This window comes from Streptomyces griseorubiginosus (assembly GCF_036345115.1).
Taxonomy (GTDB): domain Bacteria; phylum Actinomycetota; class Actinomycetes; order Streptomycetales; family Streptomycetaceae; genus Streptomyces; species Streptomyces griseorubiginosus_C.
In genome coordinates, this window is the sequence record NZ_CP107766.1 from 7,793,874 (window position 1) to 7,815,884 (window position 22,011).

Here is a 22,011-nt window from a genome sequence, read left to right on the forward strand (position 1 = left end):
CATAAGCTGTCCTTATGAGCGGTGACGATGGGCTTCGGCCGGCGGTGGGCGGGATGCTGGCGCACCGGGTACCAGATCTCGGCGCGCTGGAGCTGCTGCTGGCCGTGGCGCGGCTGGGGAGTCTCGGCGGTGCGGCGCGGGAGCTGGGCATCACACAGCCGGCGGCCAGCAGCAGGATCCGCTCGATGGAACGACAGCTGGGAGTCGCCCTGGTCGACCGCTCGCCCCGGGGGTCCCGGCTCACGGACGCGGGTGCGCTGGTGACGGACTGGGCGCGGCGGATCGTGGAGGCCGCGGAGGCCTTCGACGCCGGGGCGCAGGCGCTGCGGGTCCGCCGGGACTCCCGGTTGCGGGTGGCGGCGAGCATGACGATCGCGGAGTACCTGCTGCCGGGCTGGCTCCTCGCGCTGCGCGCCGGACGTCCGGACACGGCGGTGTCGCTGCACGCCGGGAACTCGGCGACGGTGGCGGAGCGGTTGCTGTCGGACGAGGCGGACCTCGGTTTCGTGGAGGGCCTGACGGTCCCCTCCGGTCTGGACTCGGTGGTGATAGCCCACGACCACCTGATCGTGGTGACGGCCCCGAAACACGCGTGGGCCCGCCGCCGACGCCCCCTGGAAGCCACCGAGCTGGCCGCGACGCCGCTGATCCTGAGGGAGAAGGGCTCGGGGACCCGGCAGGTCCTGGACGCGGCGCTGGGAGGCCTGGCCCGCCCGCTCATCGAGCTCTCCTCCACCACGGCAGTGAAGGCGGCGGCGGTCAGCGGTGCGGGCCCTGCGGTGCTGAGCGAACTGGCGGTGGGGGAGGAGCTGGCGATGCGACGGCTGGTCGCGGTCCCCGTGGCGGGCGTCTCGCTGGCCCGTGACCTGCGAGCCGTCTGGCCCACGGGCCACCGCCCGGTGGGCCCGGCGAGGGACCTGCTGTCGCTGACGCGGGTCTAGGACCGGGCGGCCGCCGACACCAGCGCCTGCATCACCCGCAGGTCCCCGCCCATCTCCGGGTGCCACTGGACCCCCAACACCCAGGGCGGGCCGGGGAGTTCGACGGCCTCCACGGTGCCGTCCGCCGCGTGGGCCGACGGCAGGAGGTCCTTGCCGAGGCGGTCGACCGCCTGGTGGTGGTACGTCGGTACGGCGGTCTCCTCCGGGGCGATGGCGCCGTACAGCGTGTCCGGTACGGGCTTGACGGTGTGCCGACCGAAGACGCCCGGTACCTCCGCGTGGCCGTCGATGTGCTGGGTGAGGGTGCCGCCGAGCGCGACGTTCAGGAGCTGCATGCCCCGGCAGATGCCGAGGAGCGGGACCTGAGCCGCCAACGCCGCCTCGATCAGGGCCAGTTCCCAGGCGTCGCGGGCGCGGGCGGGCGGTCCCGTGCGGGGGTCGGGGGTGGCGCCGTAGTGGACCGGCTCGACGTCCGGGCCGCCCGCGATGACCAGGCCGTCGAGGCGGGCCACGGTCGCCGCCGCGTGCTCGGGGGCGTCCGGCGGCAGCATCGCGGCGAGACCGCCCGCACGCTGGACGAGCCGCGGGTACCCGGCCGGCAGCAGCGCCGCCTCCAGCTCCCACAGGCCCCAGCGTGTCCCGGCCTCCAGATAGGTGCTGACGCCGATCAGCGGTCGTACGGTCGTCACGCGGTCCTCCCAGGCTTGCAATGGCCCATGGGGATACCTTTGCCGTTCGGAGTGCTGAGAAGCAAGGTCACGCCGGGAATCCCCGCCGGGTGGCGAGGCGAGGTTGCGCCGGGAATCCCTGCCGGGTGGCGAGGCGAGGTCACGCCGGGAATCTCCGCAGGGCGGCGCGGCAAGGTCACGCCAGGAACCCGCGCAACAGTGCCGCCGTGCCCGCGCAGTGCTCCCGCATCATCTCCCGCGCCCCGTCGGCGTCCCCGTCCAGGACCGCCTCGACCAGCGCCGCGTGCTGGCGCTGGGAGTGCTCCAGGTTGCGGACCAGGAGCGGGATGCAGTCCAGAAGGTCGTTCACCGAGGCCCGTACCGCCGCGTACTGGGCGGTCAGCGTCGGTGAGCCGCACAGCTCCGCCAGGGTGAGGTGCAGCAGCGTGTCCAGCCGGCGGTAGTCGGTCAGCGGGGCCTCCTGCGTGGCCGCCAGCGCCGCCCGCAGCCGCTGCGCCTGCTCGTCGGTGAGGCCGTGCGCCGCGCACAGGCCCGCCGCACCCACCTCGAGGACCTCCCGGAAGCGCAGCACGTCCTCGATGTCCGCCTCGGCGATCCGGCGCCGCAGCTCCTCCTCGCCGACCGCGTCCGGGGTACGGGGCAGCACGAACGTGCCGCCGTACCGCCCGCGCCGCGACTCCACGAGCCCCTGGTCCTGGAGCACCTTCAGCACCTCGCGCAGCGTCACCCGGCTGATCCCGAGCCGCTCCGCGAGTTCCCGCTCGGCCGGCAGCCGCTCGCCCCCCGGCACCAGCCCGAGCCGCACGACCTGGAGGATCTGCTCCAGCGCCTCCTCGAAGCCGTTGCCCGCCCTGACCGGACGCAGCACCGGCGTCAGCCGGTCGTCCGGGCCGCCGTCAGCGTCCACCGACATATGGCCGTGCCCCCTTCCCAAGCAATGGTTCTCAGCAATACCTTAGGGCTCCCGGCCCGGTCGAAGAAACGCGCAGGCGTCGAAGGAGCTCTCCCGTGGCAGACCGCACACCCCCGCTGAGCGTCGAGGAACTGCACGCCCTCGTCGCGAGCGGCGAGATCGACACCGTCGTCCTGGCCTTCCCCGACATGCAGGGCCGGCTCCAGGGCAAGCGGTTCGCCGCCCGCTTCTTCCTCGACGAGGTCCTCCACCACGGCACCGAGGGCTGCAACTACCTCCTCGCCGTCGACACCGAGATGAACACCGTCGACGGCTACGCGATGTCCTCCTGGGACCGCGGCTACGGCGACTTCGCCATGCACCCCGACCTCGCCACCCTGCGCCGCGTCCCGTGGAACGCCGGAACCGCCATGCTGATCGCCGACCTCGCCTGGGAGGACGGCTCACCGGTCGTCGCCGCGCCCCGGCAGATCCTGCGCCGCCAGCTCGAGCGCCTCGCGGAGCACGGGTTCACCGCCCAGGTCGGCACCGAGCTGGAGTTCATCGTCTTCAAGGACACCTACGAGCAGGCCTGGGACTCCAACTACCGGGGCCTCACCCCGGCGAACCAGTACAACATCGACTACTCGGTCCTCGGCACCGGTCGCATCGAGCCCCTGCTCCGCCGGATCCGCAACGAGATGGCCGCCGCCGGGCTCACCGTCGAGTCCGCCAAGGGCGAGTGCAACCCCGGCCAGCACGAGATCGCCTTCCGCTACGACGAGGCCCTCACCACCTGCGACCAGCACGCGATCTACAAGACCGGCGCCAAGGAGATCGCCTCCCAGGAGGGCGTCTCGCTGACCTTCATGGCCAAGTACAACGAGCGCGAGGGCAACTCCTGCCACATCCACCTCTCGCTCGCCGACGCGGCCGGCAACAACGCGATGGCGGGCCCGGACGGCATGTCCGACGTGATGCGGTACTTCCTCGCCGGACAGCTCGCCGCCCTGCGGGACTTCTCGCTCCTGTACGCCCCCAACATCAACTCCTACAAGCGGTTCCAGCCGGGCTCCTTCGCCCCCACGGCCGTCGCCTGGGGCCACGACAACCGCACCTGCGCGCTGCGGGTCGTCGGCCACGGCCGCTCGATGCGCTTCGAGAACCGGCTGCCCGGCGGTGACGTCAACCCGCACCTCGCGGTCGCCGGACTGGTCGCGGCCGGGCTGTACGGCATCGAGCAGAAGCTGGAGCTGCCGGAGGTCTGCACCGGCAACGCCTACACCGCCGAGTACGCCCACGTCCCCACCACCCTGCGCGAGGCCGCCGAGCTCTGGGAGAACAGCCCGATCGCCCGGGCCGCCTTCGGCGACGAGGTCGTCGCGCACTACCGCAACATGGCCCGCGTCGAGCTGGAGGCCTTCGACGCCGCCGTGACCGACTGGGAGCTGCGCCGCTCCTTCGAACGCCTGTGAGCCAGAGTGTCCGTGATCCCGAGGGCCGTGATCCCGAGTGTCCGTGATCCCGAGTGTCCGTGAAAGGTTCTTCGTTGTCGTACGAGCATGAGCTGACCGTCCTCAACCCGGCCACCGAGGAGGTCGTCGCCACCGTCCCCGCCGCCACCGCAGCCGACGTGGACGCGGCCGTGGCCCGCGCGGCCAAGGCGCAGGAGGCGTGGGCCCAGGCGGCACCCGCCGACCGGGCCCGGCTGCTGCGCCGGTTCGCCGACGTCGTCGACCGGCATGTCGAGGAACTGGCCCTGCTGGAGGTCCGCGAGGCCGGTCACCTGCTCGGCAACGCCCGCTGGGAGGCCGGCAACGTCCGGGACCTGCTGGCCTACGCCGCCGGGGGAGTGGAGCGCCTGAACGGCCGCCAGATCCCGGTGGCCGGCGGCCTCGACATCACCCTCCTCGAACCCCTCGGCGTGGTCGGCGTCATCGCGCCCTGGAACTTCCCCATGCCCATCGCCGCCTGGGGCACGGCCCCTGCGCTCGCCGCCGGCAACGCGGTGCTCCTCAAGCCCGCCGAGACCACCCCGCTGACCGCGCTCCGGCTCGCCGAACTCGCCCTGGAGGCAGGGCTGCCGGAGGGCCTCTTCCAGGTGCTGCCCGGCCACGGGCCGGTCACCGGCACCGCCCTCGTCGAGCACCCCGGGGTCGCGAAGATCGTGTTCACCGGGTCCACCCGCACGGGCCGTGACGTCATGGAGCGCTGCGCCCGCCAGGTCAAGCCGGTCACCCTCGAACTCGGCGGCAAGAGCCCGAACATCGTCTTCGCCGACGCGGATCTCGCCAAGGCTCTCGACCCCTTCTCCTTCCTCGACAACTCCGGCCAGGACTGCTGCGCCCGCACCCGGATCCTCGTCCAGGAGTCGGTTCACGAGGAGGCGCGGGCGTTCCTCGCCGACGCGCTCTCCGCCGTGGTCGTGGGCGACCCGGCCGACGAGAAGACCCAGATGGGCCCGCTGATCTCCCGGCAGCAACTGGACCGGGTGCGGCAGTTGGTGCCCGCCGACGCCCCCGGCCTGCGGGGCGGTGCGCCCGACGGACCCGGCTTCTGGTTCGCGCCGACCGTCCTCACCGGCGAGGCGCCCGACTCCGCGGCCGCCCGCGAGGAGATCTTCGGACCGGTCGCCGTCCTGCTGCCCTTCACCGACGAGGCGGACGCGATCCGGCTCGCCAACGACACCCCCTACGGCCTCTCCGGGTCCCTGTGGACCCGCGACCTGGGCCGCGCCCTGCGCGTCTCCCGGGCGGTCAAGGCCGGCAACCTGTCCGTCAACTCCCACTCCAGCGTCCGCTACTGGACCCCCTTCGGCGGCTACAAGCAGTCCGGACTGGGCCGCGAGCTCGGCCCGGACGCCCTGACCGCCTTCACCGAGACCAAGAACGTCTTCATCAGCACGGAAGGCCCCACCCAGTGACCTCATCGACCTCTTCGGCCGACCAGATCGTGTGCCGCCGTCTCGTCGGCCGTACGGCCGTCATCACCGGAGCCGGCAGCGGCATCGGTCTCGCCACCGCCCGCAGGCTCGCCTCCGAGGGCGCCGACGTGGTCTGCGCCGACGTCGACGAGACCCGCGGCAAGGCCGCCGCCGACGAGGTCGGAGGGCTCTTCGTCAAGGTCGACGTCACCGACCAGGAGCAGGTCGAGGCGCTCTTCAAGACGGCCTACGACACCTACGGCAGCGTCGACATCGCCTTCAACAACGCCGGTATCTCGCCCCCCGACGACGATTCCATCCTGGAGACCGGCCTGGAGGCCTGGAAGCGCGTCCAGGAGGTCAACCTGACCTCCGTCTACCTGTGCTGCAAGGCCGCGATCCCCTACATGCGGCAGCAGGGCAAGGGCTCCATCATCAACACGGCGTCCTTCGTGGCGAGGATGGGTGCGGCGACCTCCCAGATCTCCTACACCGCCTCCAAGGGCGGGGTGCTGGCCATGTCCCGTGAGCTGGGCGTGCAGTTCGCGCGGGAGGGCATCCGCGTCAACGCCCTGTGCCCCGGGCCGGTCAACACCCCGCTGCTCCAGGAGCTGTTCGCCAAGGACCCCGAGCGGGCCGCCCGCCGTCTGGTGCACATTCCGGTCGGCCGGTTCGCCGAGGCCGAGGAGATCGCCGCCGCCGTCGCCTTCCTGGCCAGCGACGACTCCTCCTTCGTCAACGCCAGCGACTTCCTCGTCGACGGCGGCATCTCGGGGGCGTACGTCACACCGCTCTAGGTCTCGTCCTACAGTGCCCCCATGAGCAGGACGCTCCCGCCCGGCTGGTACCCGGACCCCGACGCTCCGCAGGAGGAGCGCTGGTGGGACGGGACGGCCTGGACGGACCACCGGCGCGTCCCCGAGGCCCCCGGCCCGCCCCGACCGGCGGCCGGCGGGGCCTCGGGACGCGCCAAGGGCATCGCGCTCACGCTCTCCGGGATCGTCCTCGTCGCCGCCCTCGTCAGCGGGGCCCTCGCCCTCGCCCGGGGCGACGGGGACGACGTCGTGGCCGACACGGCACCCACCCTCGCGACACCCTCGCCCTCCGAGCCCGCACCGAGCCCCTCCCGGCTGGTCGACGAACTCGACGGCATCAGCCTGCCGTTGCCCGCCGGCTGGGCGCCCGCGAAGTACGTCACGCGCGACAACCTCGTGATGACCGCGGACGGCGGCAGGGTCTTCACCCGCACGGTGCCCGGAACCCCGGAGAAGCTCCCGGAGACGCTCGCCAAGAAGGACATACCCCAGGCCGCCGACACGTCCTACGACGACGTCCGCGACCACCGCGTCCTGCGCTCGGGGCGGGTGAGGGTAGCCGGATGCGCCGGATACCTGGTGCGCTGGCGGGTCAGGACCGCCGAGGGGCCCGGCGGGTACGTCCAGTCACTCGCCTTCTCACCCGCCGGCGGCCACGGGACCCCGGACACGGTCGTCGTCCGCTTCGCCTTCGACGCGGGCCCGGACGGCCCGCCGCTCACCGACATGGACCGGATCACCCGGGGGATCCGGCCCCTCGACCGCTGACCTACAGGAACGTGTGGCCTTCCCCGCGGTACGTCGGCACGGTCGCCGTCACCGCGTCCCCCTCGATCAGCCGCAACACCTCGAACCGCTCGCACAGCTCACCGGCCTTGGCGTGCCGGAACCACACCTTGTCGCCGATCAGCAGGTCGTCGGCGGGGGAGCCGAGCAGCGGGGTCTGCACCTCGCCGGGCCCCTCCTGCGGGTCGTACTTCAGGCCCTCCGGCAGATACGGCACCGGCAGCCGGTCGGGACCCGCCGCGCCCGAGGCCGGGTAGCCGCCGCCGAGGACCGTCACCACGCCGACGCCAGGGCGGCGCACCACGGGCTGGGCGAACAGGGCGGCCGGACGGCCGCTGAAGGACGTGTAGTTGTCGAACAGCCGCGGCACGTACAGCCCCGACCCGGCCCCGATCTCCGTGACGGCGTCCTCCGACGCGGTGTGCTGCACACTGCCGGTGCCACCGCCGTTGACGAACTCCAGATCTGGTACGACGGCCCGCACCGCGCGCACCACCGCGGCCCGCCGCTCTGCGAGCTCCTTGCGGGCGGTGGCCTGCATCAGCCGTACCGCCCGGGAACGCAACGGCCGCCCGGCGACCGCGTCCCCGACGCCGGCGATGTGCCCTTCGTAGGCCATGATCCCCACGACCTCGAACCCGGGACGGCGGGCCACCAGACGCGCCATGTCGGCCACCTGGGCTGGGGAGTGCAGCGGTGAACGCCGGGCGCCCACGCGGACCTTGCCGCCGAGGAGCTTCAGCGAGGTGTCCAACTCCAGGCAGACCCGGATGACTTCGGTGCCGCCGGCCCTGGCCTCGTCGATGAAGGCGAGCTGCGCGGGGTCGTCGACCATCACCGTCACCGCGGCGGCGAGCTTGGGATCGGCGGCGAGTTCGGCGTAACCGGAGCGGTCGGCCGAGGGGTAGGCGAGCAGGATGTCGTCGAAGCCGCTCCGGGCCAGCCACAGGGACTCGGCGAGGGTGAAGGACATGATGCCCGCGAAGCCGTCCTTCGCCAGGACCCGTTCGAGCAGGGCCCGGCACCGCACGGACTTGCTGGCGACACGGATCGGTTTGCCCCCCGCCCGGCGGACGAGATCGTCCGCGTTGGCGTCGAAGGCATCCAGGTCCACGATCGCGAGAGGGGCGTCGAGATGGGCGGTGGCCCGGTCGTAACGGGCCCGGTCGGCGGCGCGCGCAGTCATGAACGAAGCCTGCCAGACAGGATTACCGCAGGGTAGGGGGACGTTCCGGGCAGATGCCCCCGGGCTTGTGGACTGGTTCCCGGTCGGCCCGCGACAACCCGTAGAGTGACGCGCACGCACGCAGGGCTGTTCGCCCTCCCGGCGCCGCCGCGCCGGGATGCCGGACCTCCCGCGCGGGTATGTGTGCCCGGACGGCCGTCTTCCACACCGACGACACCGACGCGGGGCGCGCGCACGACCGAACGGCCCGGACATGAGGAAACGGGGGGTGCATGAGTACGGACGCACGCCGCGCCTCGATTCCTCCACGGCCGGCTCAGCCACCGACGGCGGGAGCGGGCGGGGCCGGTTCCGGCTCGTCCCAGCAGTCCCGGTCGTCGTCGCGGTCGTCCGAGGAGGCCGGCCGGGAATCCGTGACTCCGGGTGCCCGTGTGACGGACGACACTGAATGGCAGGCCTTCGGCGAACGCGCCCGACGCGGCGCGGTGGCGCCGGGCCGCCCGGTGTTCGGCGGCTTCGACTGGCAGGGCTCCGGCGAGACCGGCGCCCCGGACCGACGGGAGTCCGGCACGGCGGGCGACTCGCCGAGCGGGGAGCGGGCCTCGGTGCCGAACCCTGCGGGGCGGCCCCCGATACGCACGCCCGACGAAGCGGGCGCCGGTTCGACGCCGTCCGGGGAGACACGCGGCAGGTCCGACGGCCGAGGGCCAGGCACGGACGGCTCCCGCGCCACCGCGGCTTCGACGGGCCGCGACGGCTTCGACACAGCGCTGCGCACGACCGACACGGGCAACCCCTCGGCGAACCACCCCGGCAGGCGCACGCCCCACGACGCCTCCGCGGACCCCGCCAGGGGTACGGTTCCCTCCCCGTCGACCGGTACCGGCTCCGGCGCCCGGGCCGTGTCCGGCTCTCAGGGCACGTACCGCCACGGCTCGTCGCAGCCGGGTTTCTCCGACGGTCCCCTGCCGCCACCCCCTGCCTCGGCCCGTTTCCCGGACGCGCCCCCGGCACCCGGCCCCGGCAGCGGACAGCCGGCCCACCGCTCCACGCCCGGCACCGAGCCCCGCTCGACGCGCGCCGGCGCGGCCCACCCCGGCCCGATGCCGCCCGAGTCCGGCACCGGCCCGTCGGCGTCCGGTGCCGTGCCGCCCCGGCCGAGTTCTCGACCCTCGGTGCCGCCGCGCCGTCCGGGCGCTCCCACCGAGACCGCCTCCGAGACGACCTTCCGGATGCGGCCGGTACCCACCGGCCGGGAGTCCGGCGAGGGCCGTACGGGCTCGCCGTCCGCGTCCTCCGCAGCCCGGCCCGCGTCAGGCGGCCCTGCGATACCGCCCATGCCCGACACCCGCCCCGACGCCACACAGCCCCGGCCCACGCCGAGCCGTCCAGCCGGCGCGCCCGCACGCCCCGATTTTCCGCCGCGCCCCACGCGTGACGCGTCGGCCGCCGGTGCTGTGCGCGGAAGTTCCGCTGCCGCGAACCCTCCGGCCTCCCCCCGCTCATCGACCGTGCCCCCGCCCCCCGCCGCCCCACCGAGCCCTGCCCCGATGCCTTCGGCTCCCACGGAAGCCCCGTCCGGTTCGGGTTCCCGTACCGCCCCCCTCTCGCCCGACCCCGCCCTCTCCTGGAACGCCTCCCTGCCCCCGCAGGCCGGGACCTCCGGCGGCGGGCGGCCCGTGGTGTCGTTCGGCGAGCCCGAGGTCGGTTTCAAGGAGCGGTCGTGGGGGGTGCGGATTCCGGCCAGGATCGCCGCCGTGGCCGGCAGCGTGGTGCTCGGTCTCGGGCTCATCGGCGGTGCCGTGACCGGGAGTTGGCTGATCGGGGACTCGGGCGAGGACGGCGGGAACGACCGCTTCACGCAGGCCGGCCGGCTCTGGCACAGCGTGCCCGTGGACCAGCTGTTCCCGCCGACCGTGGACGGCCAGGGCGCCGGCCCCGGCGGAGCGGACCGTACGTGGACGCGGATCGCCGTCGCCCCGGACAGCGGCTGCACCGACGCGTTCGACCCCCTGCTGCGCAAGGCCCTCGCCCCCGTCGGCTGCGAACGCCTGCTGCGCGCCACCTACACGGACGCCACCCAGAGCTACGTCACCACCGTGGGCCTGCTGTTCACCGACGCCGACGCCCCCGCCATGCGCGAGCTCGACACCCGCTTCACGAAAGAGGGCCTGGACACCCGCACCGACCTGATGCCCCTGCCGTACGCCGCGAAGAACACCCTCGCCGCGGACTTCGGTGCCCGGCAGCGGGGCTCCTGGACGATCTCCGTCCTCACCGACGCCCCGGTCGTCGCCTACGCCGTCTCCGGCTGGGCGGACGGCCGTGCCGTCGACACCCCGGAGCCCGCCGAGAAGGCCATGGAGCCGGGCGACACCAGCCCCGCCGCCCAGGCCGGCCTCGGCAACGAGGCCCAGGGACTGGCCGACCGTGTCGAACGCGCCCTGCGCAAGACCGTCTCCTCGCCCCCGGAGCAGCCCTCATGAGCGTCGCCACCCGCAGAGCAGGCCTCCTGAGCGTCCTCCTCGCCGCCTCCGTCGCCCTCGTCCCGCCCACCGCCGCGCACGCCGACGGCATCCGCGCCAAGCAGTGGGCCCTCGACGCCATGCACACCCAGGAGGCCTGGCAGACCACCAAGGGCGCCGGCGTCACCGTCGCCGTCCTCGACACCGGCGTCGAGAACGACCACCCCGACCTCGTCGGCAACGTCCTCACCGGCAAGGACATGATCGGCTTCGGAGCCGTACGGGGGCAGCGGTCCTGGGCCCGGCACGGCACCGCAATGGCCGGCATCATCGCCGGCCACGGACACGGCTTCGACAACGCAGACGGCGTCATGGGCATCGCCCCCGAGGCCAAGATCCTCCCCGTCCGCGTGATCCTGGAGGACGACGACCCCGCCCGCGCCAAGGCCCGCAACACCCGGGGCAACGCCCTCGCCGAGGGCATCCGCTGGGCCGCCGACCACGGCGCCGACGTCATCAACCTCTCCCTGGGCGACGACTCCGCCTCCGCGCACCCCGAGGCCGGTGAGGACGACGCCGTCCAGTACGCCCTCAGGAAGGGCGCCGTCGTCGTCGCCTCGGCCGGCAACGGCGGCGAGAAGGGCGACCACATCTCCTACCCGGCGGCCTACCCGGGCGTCATCGCCGCGACGGCCGTCGACAAGTTCGGCACCCGCGCCTCCTTCTCCACCCGCCGCTGGTACGCCACCGTCGCCGCCCCCGGTGACGACGTCGTCATCGCCGATCCCGACCACAAGTACTACGAGGGCTGGGGCACCAGCGCCGCCTCCGCGTTCGTCTCGGGCGCGGTCGCCCTGATCAGGGCCGCCCACCCGGACCTGACGCCGGCCCAGATCAAGCGCCTCCTGGAGGACACGGCCCGCAACGCCCCCGCCGGCGGCCGCGACGACTCCCGCGGCTTCGGCTTCGTCGACCCCGCGGCGGCCCTGAAGGCGGCGGCCCGCCTCAAGCCGGAAAGTCTGCAACCGGCCTCCTACGGCGAGAAGTACTTCGGCTCGGGCCCGGACACCGCCGAGTCCGACGACGACACGGCCAGTTGGGCGGCCCCGCTGGCCGGAGGCTTCGGCGTCGCCCTGCTGGTCACCGCGGTGTTCCTGTGGCGCGGCCGCCGGGGCCCTCGCGGTTCCTACGACGACTTCTGAACCGGCGGATCCGGCAGCGCGCCCCCAAGGGCGCGCGCGGGGCTGCGTCGATTTACGGCTCCGCCGCGTGGGCGCGACCGGCCACGGCGGACCCGCAGCCGAACTCAACGGGAGACAGCGGCGGCCGACGCCCCCGCACCCGTGAACACCGACACCGCCGCCTTCGCCGCCGCCTCCACCAGCGAAATCCCCTTCGCCTGCGTGGAGTTGCCGTTCGACAGCACGGCCACGAGAAACGGGTGTCCGCCCACCGTCACCCGGCCGATGCTGTTGATGTCCCACAGCCCGGTCGTGCTCCGGGGCAGCCAGCCGTTCTTCAGCGCCGACCCCGAGCCGTCGGCCGCCGCCGAGACCCCCCACCGCTGGTCGGCCTCGATCCGCCCCATCAGCCCCTGGAGATACGACCGCGAGGACTCGCTCAACTCCGAATCGTCGCCGAACACCTGCTGGAGCAGAGTGAGTTGATCGGCCGCCGTGGTCTGCGTCAGCCCCCACAGCGCCCCGTCACCCCCCTCCGTGCCGGTCAGCCCGAGCCTCTTGTTGGCCGCGTCGAGCCCCGCTTCCTTCCCGATCGTGTCCCACAGCGCCGACGCCGAGGCGTTGTCGCTGTTCTCGATCATCGTGGTCGCGTACGCCTTCTCCCGCGCGGTGAGTGCCGTGCCCTCGTCCTGGTGCTGGAGCAGCAGCGCGGCGAGGATGTCGACCTTCACGATGCTCGCCGTGTCGAAGGCGCCCTCGCCGTACACCGCGCTGTCGCCGGATTCCACGTCGAGCACGGCCACCGACACCTTCGCCTCGCCCGTCACGCGCACCGCCTTCATGGCGGTCGCGAGCCGCTCGTCGAAGTCCACCACCGGCTCCGCCACGGCCGCCTCCTGAGTCGTGGTCGCCGACGACGGGGAGACCGACGGCGTCGCGGCCGACGATACGGGCCCGCCACCGGAGTGCGCCCGCGCCTTCACGTAGACCGTGCCCCCGGCCGTCGCGCCGACCACGGCGACGACGGCGACGGAGGCGAGCGCGAGGGACCGCAAGGGCTGACGGGACCGCATGGGCCGGCGGGCCCTGCGGGCGCGGCGGCCGGCGGTTCTGGAGGACTCCATGGCGCCGATGCTCGGACCGCCGGCTGTGCGGGCCGTTAGGCGGACGTTAGAGCCGTGTCAGCGAACTCTGAGAAACCCGTGAAAGCCGTCACGGGCGGGTTTCCGGGCCCGCACAACCGCAAGAGCAAGCCCCCGATAGGGTCGGTGACCGTGGCGAACAAGAACATTCCCGACCCCGGCTTCTCCGACGACGACGGCTCCGCCGACCCCCGGCTGAGCGCGGCGCTCGCGGACTGGGCAGAGGACCGTGCCGCCGTGGGCCCCGTCCTGGAGGCGCTCAGGGGCGCCCGGCTGCTCGTCCCGGTGGTCGCCGTGCTCGGCGAGGTCGAGGAGGACGAGCACGGACTGCGCCGCGAGAAGACCAGCGACATGGCCGTACCGACGCTGAAGGCCGGATCCCGGACCGCGCTTCCCGCCTTCACCTCCACCGACTCGCTCGCCCGCTGGGACCCCGAGGCCCGCCCCGTCGCCGTACCCCTGCACCAGGCGCTCCAGGCCGCCGCGCACGAGAAGGCGGACACCGTCGTGCTGGACCTGGCCGGTCCGGTGCCCTTCGAGCTGACCGGTTCCGCCCTGCTCGCGCTGGCCGAGGGCCGGTCGAACGCCGATCCGCTGGCCGATCCGGCCGTCGTCGGCGCCGTACGGGACGCCGTGGCCGCCGAGCCCGCCGTGCTGCGGGCCCACCTCGGGCCGGGGCAGGCGGACGGCACCCTGGCGCTCGTGCTGGAACCGACAGCGACACCCGCGGCCGCCGCCCAGGCCGTCGCCGAGCGCCTCGCCGCCGACGAGACACTGCGGGCCCGCCTGGTGCGCGGCCTCGACCTGGCAGTCCTGCCGGCCGGGGCCACACCTCCGGGCGAGCCCTTGTACGTACGGGATTGAGCTTCGGGCAGGTCGCCGACCTGTCCGGCCGACCGCGGGAGACGACCTAGCCGTAGATCGGCCCGGTGTACTTCTCGCCCGGGCCCTGGCCCGGTTCGTCCGGGACCAGGGACGCCTCGCGGAAGGCCAGCTGGAGGGACTTCAGGCCGTCCCGCAGCGGGGCCGCGTGGAAGGAGCTGATCTCCGTCGTGGACGCGTCCAGGAGGCCGGCCAGGGCGGTCACCAGCTTGCGGGCCTCGTCCAGGTCCTTGTACTTGTCGCCCTCCTCGGTCAGACCGAGCTTCACGGCGGCGGCGCTCATCAGGTTGACGGCGACCGTCACGATCACCTCGACGGCGGGGACCTCCGCGATGTCGCGGGTCATCTCGTCGAAGTCGGGGGAGTCAGGAGACGCGGGAGGGGTGTCACTCATGTCCCACACGATAGGGCCCGGTGCACGCCGGTTCGCACCACCCCCTGGATGCTGCTAACCTTGTGTGACGACCGGCCGGACACACGTGTGTGAAAGTGTGACCGGCCCACAAGTGGAGGCTCCGATCTCCCACCCGACCGCCCTCCGGGACGGCGGGTCACCCCGGTCAGGCGGCCACCATCGTTCCGTACGGACGATGGAGTCGCCCGAAAGCGCGCCCCGCGGCATCGCGGCGGTGCTCCGGCAGTGTTTGGAGCCCCGTCTGTGATCGTCCGGGGCATTTTTTGTGCCTTGGCGCGGTTAGGTCTGAAGAAGATGACATACGCGGCTGTCCGCCAGACCGCCGTGTGGTGCTAACCGAGGAGGATCCATCAGCGCCGAGCCCCGCATCAACGACCGGATTCGCGTTCCCGAGGTGCGACTTGTCGGTCCCAGTGGCGAGCAGGTGGGCATCGTCCCGCTGGCCAAGGCACTGGAGCTTGCGCAGGAGTACGACCTGGACCTGGTCGAGGTCGCGGCGAACGCCCGTCCGCCCGTGTGCAAGCTCATGGACTACGGGAAGTTCAAGTACGAGTCGGCCATGAAGGCCCGTGAGGCGCGCAAGAACCAGGCGCACACGGTCATCAAGGAGATGAAGCTCCGGCCGAAGATCGACCCGCACGACTATGACACCAAGAAGGGTCACGTCGTCCGGTTCCTCAAGCAGGGCGACAAGGTCAAGATCACGATCATGTTCCGTGGTCGCGAGCAGTCCCGGCCGGAACTCGGCTACCGACTGCTGCAGCGTCTCGCGGAGGACGTGGCCGACCTCGGCTTCGTGGAGTCGAACCCGAAGCAGGACGGCCGGAACATGATCATGGTTCTCGGTCCGCACAAGAAGAAGACCGAGGCGATGGCCGAGGCCCGCCAGGCGCAGGAAGCCCGCAAGGCAGACGCGAAGGCCAACCCCGGCAAGTCGCAGAACGCCGCGGAGTCCGACCACGACGAGATCGTGGCCGACGTCGAGGCTCCTGCCGAGGCATCCGCCGAGGCGTGATCCGCGAGGGACGCGAGTCCCCGAGGACGTAACCGATACAACAGCGACGTTCCACCGTGCCCGGTTTCACGACCGGGCACCGGAACGCCACCGACGAGGAGAGAACGGCGCTATGCCGAAGAACAAGTCGCACAGCGGTGCCAGCAAGCGCTTCAAGATCACCGGCTCCGGCAAGGTGCTCCGTGAGCGTGCCGGCAAGCGCCACCTGCTCGAGCACAAGTCGTCCCGCGTGACGCGCCGCCTGACCGGCAACGCCGAGATGGCCCCGGGCGACGCCGCGAAGATCAAGAAGCTTCTCGGCAAGTGACGTCCGCGGTGCTCGCCCCGAGCGCCGTACGTCAGCACCGGGACCCAATCGTTTCCGGGCCGTGTGAGTCCAACCACGGCCCCGCTACAAGGAGTTAACAAGTGGCACGCGTCAAGCGGGCAGTCAACGCCCACAAGAAGCGCCGGGCGATCCTCGAGGCGGCCTCCGGCTACCGCGGTCAGCGTTCGCGCCTGTACCGCAAGGCCAAGGAGCAGGTCACCCACTCGCTGGTCTACAACTACAACGACCGCAAGAAGCGCAAGGGCGACTTCCGTCAGCTGTGGATCCAGCGCATCAACGCCGCTGCCCGCGCCAACGGCATCACGTACAACCGCTTCATCCAGGGTCTGAAGGCCGCGAACATCGAGGTCGACCGCAAGATCCTGGCCGAGCTGGCCGTCAACGACGCGACCGCGTTCGCCGCGCTGGTCGAGGTGGCGCAGAAGGCCCTCCCGGCCGACGTCAACGCCCCCAAGGCGGCCTGACGCCGCACTGGGCCAGGCCGAGTGACTGAGCGGACCCGTGGGTTATTGCCTGCGGGTCCGTTGCGTTGAACAGACCTGCGGGTCCGTTGCGTTGAACAGATGGTGAAAGTGAGTCCGATGAGTGCTGCCCCCGAGCTGATCTCCCCGCGTTCCGCCCGTGTCTCGGCCGCCCGGCGGCTCGCCAGGCGGAACTTCCGGGGCAAGGAGCGGCTGTTCCTGGCCGAGGGGCCGCAGGCCGTGCGGGAGGCCGCGGGACACGGGCTGGTCGAGCTGTTCGCCACCGTGGAGGCGGCGGAGCGGTACGCCGACATCATCGGAGACGCCCGGTCCGTCGGCGCCCGGGTGCACCTCGCCTCCGAGGACGTCGTCGCCGACATCTCGACGACCGTCACCCCGCAGGGGCTCGTCGGGATCTGCCGGTTCCTGGACACCCCCTTCGAGGAGATCCTCGCCGCCCGCCCCCAGCTCGTCGCCGTGCTCGCCAACGTGCGGGACCCCGGCAATGCCGGCACCGTCCTCAGGTGCGCCGACGCCGCCGGTGCCGAGGCCGTCGTCCTGACCGACGCCTCCGTCGACCTCTACAACCCCAAGGCCGTCCGCGCCTCCGTGGGCTCCCTCTTCCACCTGCCCGTCGCCGTCGGCGTGCCCGTCGAGGAGGCCGTCGAGGGACTCAAGAAGGCCGGGGTGCGGATCCTGGCCGCCGACGGGGCCGGTACCGACGACCTCGACGACGAGCTCGACCAGGGCACCATGGGCGGGCCGACCGCCTGGGTGTTCGGCAACGAGGCCTGGGGGCTCCCGGAGGAGACCCGCGCTCTCGCGGACGCCGTGGTGCGCGTCCCGATCCACGGGAAGGCCGAGAGCCTGAACCTCGCCACCGCCGCCGCCGTATGTCTCTATGCGTCAGCCCGTGCACAGCGCGCCCCGGGAGGGTGCCGCTCCGTCACCGACAACCAGTAGGGTGACCAGCTCGGGGGCCCCTCAGACGCCTGAGAGGTGGGGTGCGGGGATGAGTGTCGGCACGAGGAGCGCGCACGGCGTGTCCGAGGCCTGTGCCGGTGGTCTCGCGGAGCTCGGCATCGATCCCGACCAGCTGCCCGACGGCCTCGTCGTCGCGGACGAGCACGGCCGCGTGATCTGCTTCAACGCCGCCGCGGCCCGGATCACCGCCCTGCCCGCCGAGGACGCCCTCGGACAGCGGCTGGAGAAGGCCCTCCCGTTAGAGGACCTGGAGGGACGGCGCTGGTGGCAGCTGACCGATCCGTACGGCGGCCTCGCCATCCGCAGGAGGCAGCCCGAGCGGAACCTGCTGCTGCCCGGCGGTCGTGAGGTCCTGGTCTGCGCGCAGTACGTGCGCACCGAGCCCACCGGACCCGTCCACCGGGTCGTCGTCACCCTCCGGGACACCGAGGCCCGCCGCCGTACCGAGCGCAGCCACGCCGAGCTGATCGCCACCGTGGCCCACGAGCTGCGCTCCCCGCTCACCTCCGTCAAGGGCTTCACCGCGACCCTGCTCGCCAAGTGGGAGAGGTTCACCGACGACCAGAAGCGGCTGATGCTGGAGACCGTCGACGCGGACGCCGACCGGGTCACCCGGCTCATCGCCGAACTCCTTGACATCTCCCGCATCGACTCCGGACGCCTGGAGGTCAGGCGCCAGCCCGTCGACATCGGCGCCGCCGTCGGACGGCACATCCAGGCCTACGTGGCCGCGGGCCTCGCCGCCGACCGGTTCCTGCTGCGTCTGGAGCAGCCGCTGCCGATGCTGTGGGCCGACCCCGACAAGATCGACCAGGTGCTCAGCAACCTGCTGGAAAATGCCGTGCGGCACGGCGAGGGAACCGTCACGATTGACATCACGCCCACGGAGTCGCCCCGGGAAGGGGAGGACACCGGCACGTCGGTCACGGTGAGCGACGAGGGCCCCGGCATCCCGGAGGAGTCCATGAACCGCGTCTTCACCCGCTTCTGGCGGGGCAGCAAGCGCGGCGGCACCGGACTCGGGCTGTACATCGTCAAGGGCATCGTCGAGGCCCACGGCGGCACCATCACGGTCGGCCGCGCCCCCGAGGGCGGCGCACAGTTCCGATTTACGTTGCCCGTGAGCGCTCCGGCCTATCTGACCTGAGTGCCCGCGGGCTCATTCGTACATCCCCACCCCGTTAGACTCGGCCTTTGGCACCCATGTGTCCCATGGACGGCCCTCTGACCTCTGAGTGAGTCGGTGACGGGGACCTTCAGCCAGCCAACCGGAAGCACGGGAAGAGATGTCGGCACCGAATAAGTCGTACGACCCTGTAGAGGTCGAGGCCTTGAAACCGGAAGAGATCGAGCGCATGCGGGACGAGGCGCTCGCCGCCTTCGCCGCCGCGGACTCGCTCGACGAGCTCCAGGAGGCCAAGGTCGCCCACACCGGCGGCACCTCCCCGCTGGCCCTCGCCAACCGCGAGATCGGCGCCCTGCCCCCGCACGCCAAGGCCGCCGCAGGCAAGCTCGTCGGCCAGGCCCGGGGCGCGGTGAACAAGGCCCTCGCCGGCCGCCAGGCCGAGCTGGAGGCCGAGCGGGACCAGCGCGTACTGGTCGAGGAGGCGGTGGACGTCACCCTGCCGTACGACCGCGTACCGGCCGGGGCCCGCCACCCCCTCACCACGCTCTCCGAGCGCATCGAGGACGTCTTCGTGGCCATGGGCTACGAGGTCGCCGAAGGCCCCCAGGTCGAGGCCGAGTGGTTCAACTTCGACGCCCTCAACATCGGCCCGGACCACCCGGCCCGCGGCGAGCAGGACACCTTCTTCGTCCAGGGCCCCGACGGGACCGCCGACTCCGGTGTCGTGCTGCGCACCCACACCTCGCCCGTGCAGATCCGCTCCCTGCTCCAGCGCGAGCTGCCGGTCTACGTGATCTGCCCCGGTGTCGTCTACCGCACCGACGAGCTGGACGCCACGCACACCCCGGTGTTCCGCCAGGTCGAGCTGCTCGCCGTCGACGAGGGCCTGACCATGGCCGACCTCAAGGGCACCCTGGACCACATGGTGCAGGCGCTGTTCGGCGAGGGCATGAAGACCCGGCTGCGCCCGAACTTCTTCCCCTTCACCGAGCCGTCCGCCGAGATGGACATGGTCTGTTACGTCTGCCGCGGCGAGTCCGTCGGCAACCCGGACCGCCCCTGCCGTACCTGCTCCTCCGAGGGCTGGATCGAGCTCGGCGGCTGCGGGATGGTCAACCCCAAGGTGCTCACCGCCTGCGGGGTGGACCCGGAGAAGTACAGCGGCTTCGCCTTCGGGTTCGGCATCGAGCGGATGCTGATGTTCCGCCACAACGTCGAGGACATGCGAGACATGGTCGAGGGTGACGTCCGGTTCACCCGGCCGTTCGGGATGGAGATCTGATGCGGGTCCCGCTTTCTTGGCTGCGGGAGTACGTCGACCTGCCGGCGACCGAAACCGGCCGTGACGTCCAGGCCAAGCTCGTTTCCGCGGGTCTTGAGGTCGAGACCGTCGAGCACCTCGGCGCCGACCTCAAGGGCCCCCTGGTCGTCGGCCAGGTGCTGACCATCGAGGAGCTGGAGGGCTTCAAGAAGCCGATCCGCTTCTGCACGGTCGACGTCGGCCAGGCCAACGGCACCGGCGAGCCGCAGGAGATCGTCTGCGGCGCCCGGAACTTCTCCGTCGGCGACAAGGTCGTGGTCGTGCTGCCCGGCGCCACGCTGCCGGGCGGCTTCTCGATCTCCGCCCGCAAGACGTACGGCAAGACCTCCCACGGCATGATCTGCTCCAGCGACGAGCTGGGCATGGGCGACGACGGCACCAAGGGCATCATCGTGCTGCCCCCGGAGACCGAGGTCGGCAAGGACGCCATCGAGCTCCTGGAGCTGGTCGACGAGGTCCTGGACATCGCCGTCACCGCCAACCGCGGCGACTGCCTGTCCATCCGGGGCGTGGCCCGCGAGGCCGCCATCGCCTACGGCCTCCCGCTGAGCGACCCCGCGCTGCTCGACGTACCCGGCCCGAACGCCTACGGCTACCCGGTCGAGGTCTCCGACCCGCTCGGCTGCGACCGCTTCACCGCGCGCACCGTCACCGGTCTGAGCCCCGAGGCCCGCTCGCCGATCTGGCTCCAGCGCCGGCTCCAGAAGGTCGGCATGCGCCCGATCTCGCTCGCCGTCGACGTCACCAACTACGTGATGATGGAGCTCGGCCAGCCGCTGCACGCCTACGACCGCTCCCTGGTCCAGGGCACCATCGGCGTCCGCCGCGCCACCGAGGGCGAGCAGATCGAGACCCTCGACGGCGTGACGCGCAAGCTGCACGCCGAGGACCTGGTCATCACCGACGAGCGGGGCCCGATCGGCCTCGCCGGCGTGATGGGCGGCGCCAACACCGAGATCGCCGACCACGCCGAGGGTGAAGGCACCACCGACGTGGTCATCGAGGCCGCGCACTTCGACGCGGTCGCCATCGCGCGTACGGCTCGTCGCCACAAGCTGTCCTCCGAGGCGTCCCGGCGCTTCGAGCGTGGTGTCGACCCGGCGGCCGCCGCGGCTGCCGCACAGCGCACCGTGGACCTGCTCGTGCTGCTCGCGGGCGGCACCGCCGAGGCCGGGGTCACCGAGGTCGTCGCCCCGTCGGCCCCGCACACCATCAGCGTCCCGGCGGACCACCCCGACAAGGTCGCGGGCGTCTCCTACGGCCGCGAGACCGTCGTACGGCGGCTCCAGGAGGTCGGCTGCGACGTGTACGGGCAGGACGAGCTGATCGTCACCGTCCCGTCCTGGCGTCCCGACCTCCAGGAGATCAACGACCTGGCCGAAGAGGTCATCCGCCTGGAGGGCTACGAGAACCTGCCCTCCACCCTGCCCAAGCCCCCCGCGGGCCGCGGCCTGACCCAGCGCCAGCGGCTGCACCGCCGGGTGGGCCGGGTGCTGGCCGGTGCCGGTTACGTCGAGGCGCCGAACTACCCGTTCGTCGGTGAGCAGGTCTTCGACCAGCTGCTGCTGGGCGCGGACGACCCGAAGCGCCGGGTCGTCAAGCTCACCAACCCGCTCAGCGACGAGGAGCCCGCGCTCCGCACGTCACTGCTGCCGGGCCTGTTCGGAGCGCTGCGGCGCAACGACGGGCGGGGCTCGCACGATCTGGCCCTGTTCGAGACGGGGCTGGTCTTCCTGCCGCGCGAGGAGCAGCGCGTCGCCGCGGTGCTGCCGGTGGACCGGCGGCCGACCGACGACGAGATCGCCGACCTGGACGCCGCGCTGCCCAAGCAGCCCCGGCACGTGGCCGTGGTGCTCGCCGGGGCGCGCGAGCAGGCCGGCTGGTGGGGCAAGGGCCGTCCGGCCGACTGGGCCGACGCGGTCGAGGCGGCACGGGCCGTCGCCCGGGAGGCCGGCGTCGAACTGGTCGTCCGCGGTGGGCAGTACGGGCCGTGGCACCCGGGCCGGTGCGCCGAGCTCCTGGTCGGCGACACCGTCGTCGGTCACGCCGGTGAGCTGCACCCGCGGGTCGTGAAGGCGTTCGGGCTGCCCGCGCGGACGTCGGCGATGGAGCTGGACCTGGACGTCCTGGAGGCGGCCGGCGACGACACCCCGCAGGCGCCGAGCATCTCCACGTTCCCGGTGGCCACGCAGGATGTCGCTCTGGTCGTGGACAAGTTCGTGCCGCATGCCGAGGTCGAGGCCGCGCTGCGGGCGGGCGCGGGTGAACTCCTCGAGGGAATCCGGCTGTTCGACGTCTACGAGAACGAGGAGCAGCTGGGGGACGGGAAGAAGTCGCTGGCCTATGCGCTGCGGTTCAGGGCCGGTGACCGGACTCTGACCGTGGATGAGGCTTCGGCTGCTCGGGATGCGGCGGTTGCCCTTGCTGGGGAGCGGACCGGAGCGGTGCTGAGGGCCTAG

The 22,011-nt window shown here is 72.5% G+C and carries 20 protein-coding genes and 1 pseudogene; 15 read left to right on the forward strand and 6 right to left on the reverse strand.

Annotation, left to right across the window (positions count from 1 at the left end; genetic code table 11):
- The first annotated feature begins 14 nt into the window (after window positions 1–14).
- A complete protein-coding gene (locus OHN19_RS35225) occupies window positions 15–941 on the forward strand; it encodes a LysR family transcriptional regulator (RefSeq protein WP_330268073.1) in 927 nt (308 codons plus the stop codon).
- On the opposite strand, the gene OHN19_RS35230 is transcribed toward OHN19_RS35225, so the two are convergent.
- Both OHN19_RS35230 and OHN19_RS35235 read right to left on the reverse strand, forming a co-directional pair.
- Complete coding sequence (locus OHN19_RS35230; RefSeq protein WP_330268074.1) at window positions 938–1,630, reverse strand: gamma-glutamyl-gamma-aminobutyrate hydrolase family protein; 693 nt, start codon at window positions 1,628–1,630, stop codon at window positions 938–940. The genes OHN19_RS35225 and OHN19_RS35230 overlap by 4 nt on opposite strands.
- 175 nt (window positions 1,631–1,805) lie before the next feature.
- Entirely contained in the window at window positions 1,806–2,543 is a 738-nt protein-coding gene (locus OHN19_RS35235; RefSeq protein ID WP_330268075.1) for a FadR/GntR family transcriptional regulator, read from the reverse strand.
- Window positions 2,544–2,638: 95 nt separating this feature from the next.
- Between OHN19_RS35235 and OHN19_RS35240 the strand changes: the two genes are divergently transcribed.
- The 4 genes from OHN19_RS35240 (at window position 2,639) to OHN19_RS35255 (ending at window position 7,028) form a co-directional block, all read left to right on the forward strand.
- Window positions 2,639–3,997, forward strand: coding sequence for a glutamine synthetase family protein (locus OHN19_RS35240; protein ID WP_330268076.1), 1,359 nt, complete (start codon window positions 2,639–2,641; stop codon window positions 3,995–3,997).
- 74 nt (window positions 3,998–4,071) lie between these two features.
- The gene (locus OHN19_RS35245) at window positions 4,072–5,445 is read left to right on the forward strand and encodes an aldehyde dehydrogenase family protein (RefSeq protein WP_330268077.1); all 1,374 of its coding nucleotides are present in this window, start codon (window positions 4,072–4,074) and stop codon (window positions 5,443–5,445) included.
- A complete protein-coding gene (locus tag OHN19_RS35250) occupies window positions 5,442–6,242 on the forward strand; it encodes a 3-oxoacyl-ACP reductase (protein ID WP_330268078.1) in 801 nt (266 codons plus the stop codon). The genes OHN19_RS35245 and OHN19_RS35250 overlap by 4 nt, the downstream gene beginning before the upstream one ends.
- Window positions 6,243–6,263: 21 nt before the next feature.
- Complete coding sequence (locus OHN19_RS35255; protein WP_330268079.1) at window positions 6,264–7,028, forward strand: DUF2510 domain-containing protein; 765 nt, start codon at window positions 6,264–6,266, stop codon at window positions 7,026–7,028.
- A 1-nt stretch (window position 7,029) separates the two neighbouring features.
- On the opposite strand, the gene OHN19_RS35260 is transcribed toward OHN19_RS35255, so the two are convergent.
- On the reverse strand, window positions 7,030–8,232 hold the full coding sequence (locus OHN19_RS35260) for an amino acid deaminase/aldolase (protein ID WP_330268080.1): 1,203 nt from the start codon (window positions 8,230–8,232) through the stop codon (window positions 7,030–7,032).
- A 913-nt stretch (window positions 8,233–9,145) separates the two neighbouring features.
- A complete protein-coding gene (locus tag OHN19_RS35265; protein ID WP_330268081.1) occupies window positions 9,146–9,571 on the reverse strand; it encodes a hypothetical protein in 426 nt (141 codons plus the stop codon).
- A gap of 343 nt (window positions 9,572–9,914) precedes the next feature.
- Between OHN19_RS35265 and OHN19_RS35270 the strand changes: the two genes are divergently transcribed.
- Together OHN19_RS35270 and mycP are read left to right on the forward strand one after the other, a co-directional pair.
- Window positions 9,915–10,718, forward strand: coding sequence for a hypothetical protein (locus OHN19_RS35270; RefSeq protein ID WP_330269780.1), 804 nt, complete (start codon window positions 9,915–9,917; stop codon window positions 10,716–10,718).
- Window positions 10,715–11,899: a type VII secretion-associated serine protease mycosin gene (mycP, locus tag OHN19_RS35275; protein WP_330268082.1), complete on the forward strand. Its 1,185-nt coding sequence runs from the start codon at window positions 10,715–10,717 to the stop codon at window positions 11,897–11,899. The genes OHN19_RS35270 and mycP overlap by 4 nt, the downstream gene beginning before the upstream one ends.
- Window positions 11,900–12,003: 104 nt before the next feature.
- On the opposite strand, the gene OHN19_RS35280 is transcribed toward mycP, so the two are convergent.
- The gene (locus OHN19_RS35280; protein WP_330268083.1) at window positions 12,004–13,002 is read right to left on the reverse strand and encodes a serine hydrolase; all 999 of its coding nucleotides are present in this window, start codon (window positions 13,000–13,002) and stop codon (window positions 12,004–12,006) included.
- 150 nt (window positions 13,003–13,152) lie between these two features.
- Here OHN19_RS35280 and OHN19_RS35285 point away from each other — a divergent pair, with 150 nt between their 5' ends.
- Window positions 13,153–13,884, forward strand: a complete 732-nt coding sequence (locus OHN19_RS35285) for an SseB family protein (protein WP_330268084.1) — start codon at window positions 13,153–13,155, stop codon at window positions 13,882–13,884.
- 46 nt (window positions 13,885–13,930) lie between these two features.
- Here OHN19_RS35285 and OHN19_RS35290 read toward each other — a convergent pair whose 3' ends face one another.
- Complete coding sequence (locus OHN19_RS35290) at window positions 13,931–14,296, reverse strand: DUF1844 domain-containing protein (protein ID WP_330268085.1); 366 nt, start codon at window positions 14,294–14,296, stop codon at window positions 13,931–13,933.
- 345 nt (window positions 14,297–14,641) lie between these two features.
- Here OHN19_RS35290 and infC point away from each other — a divergent pair.
- The 7 genes and pseudogenes from infC (at window position 14,642) to pheT (ending at window position 22,011) form a co-directional block, all read left to right on the forward strand.
- Window positions 14,642–15,332 (forward strand): annotated as a pseudogene (infC, locus tag OHN19_RS35295) (translation initiation factor IF-3).
- Between the two features lie 112 nt (window positions 15,333–15,444).
- Window positions 15,445–15,639 carry a 50S ribosomal protein L35 gene (gene rpmI, locus OHN19_RS35300; RefSeq protein WP_003977225.1) on the forward strand — a complete coding sequence of 65 codons (195 nt, stop codon included), beginning with the start codon at window positions 15,445–15,447 and terminating at the stop codon, window positions 15,637–15,639.
- A gap of 101 nt (window positions 15,640–15,740) precedes the next feature.
- Entirely contained in the window at window positions 15,741–16,124 is a 384-nt protein-coding gene (rplT, locus tag OHN19_RS35305) for a 50S ribosomal protein L20 (RefSeq protein ID WP_007380809.1), read from the forward strand.
- 117 nt (window positions 16,125–16,241) lie between these two features.
- Complete coding sequence (locus OHN19_RS35310) at window positions 16,242–17,084, forward strand: RNA methyltransferase (RefSeq protein WP_330268086.1); 843 nt, start codon at window positions 16,242–16,244, stop codon at window positions 17,082–17,084.
- Between the two features lie 49 nt (window positions 17,085–17,133).
- Complete coding sequence (locus OHN19_RS35315; protein ID WP_330268087.1) at window positions 17,134–18,252, forward strand: sensor histidine kinase; 1,119 nt, start codon at window positions 17,134–17,136, stop codon at window positions 18,250–18,252.
- A gap of 139 nt (window positions 18,253–18,391) precedes the next feature.
- Window positions 18,392–19,513 (forward strand): phenylalanine--tRNA ligase subunit alpha, encoded by a 1,122-nt coding sequence (pheS, locus tag OHN19_RS35320; RefSeq protein ID WP_330268088.1) that lies wholly within the window; start codon window positions 18,392–18,394, stop codon window positions 19,511–19,513.
- Window positions 19,513–22,011, forward strand: a complete 2,499-nt coding sequence (gene pheT / locus OHN19_RS35325; protein WP_330268089.1) for a phenylalanine--tRNA ligase subunit beta — start codon at window positions 19,513–19,515, stop codon at window positions 22,009–22,011. Before pheS ends, pheT begins: the two co-directional genes overlap by 1 nt.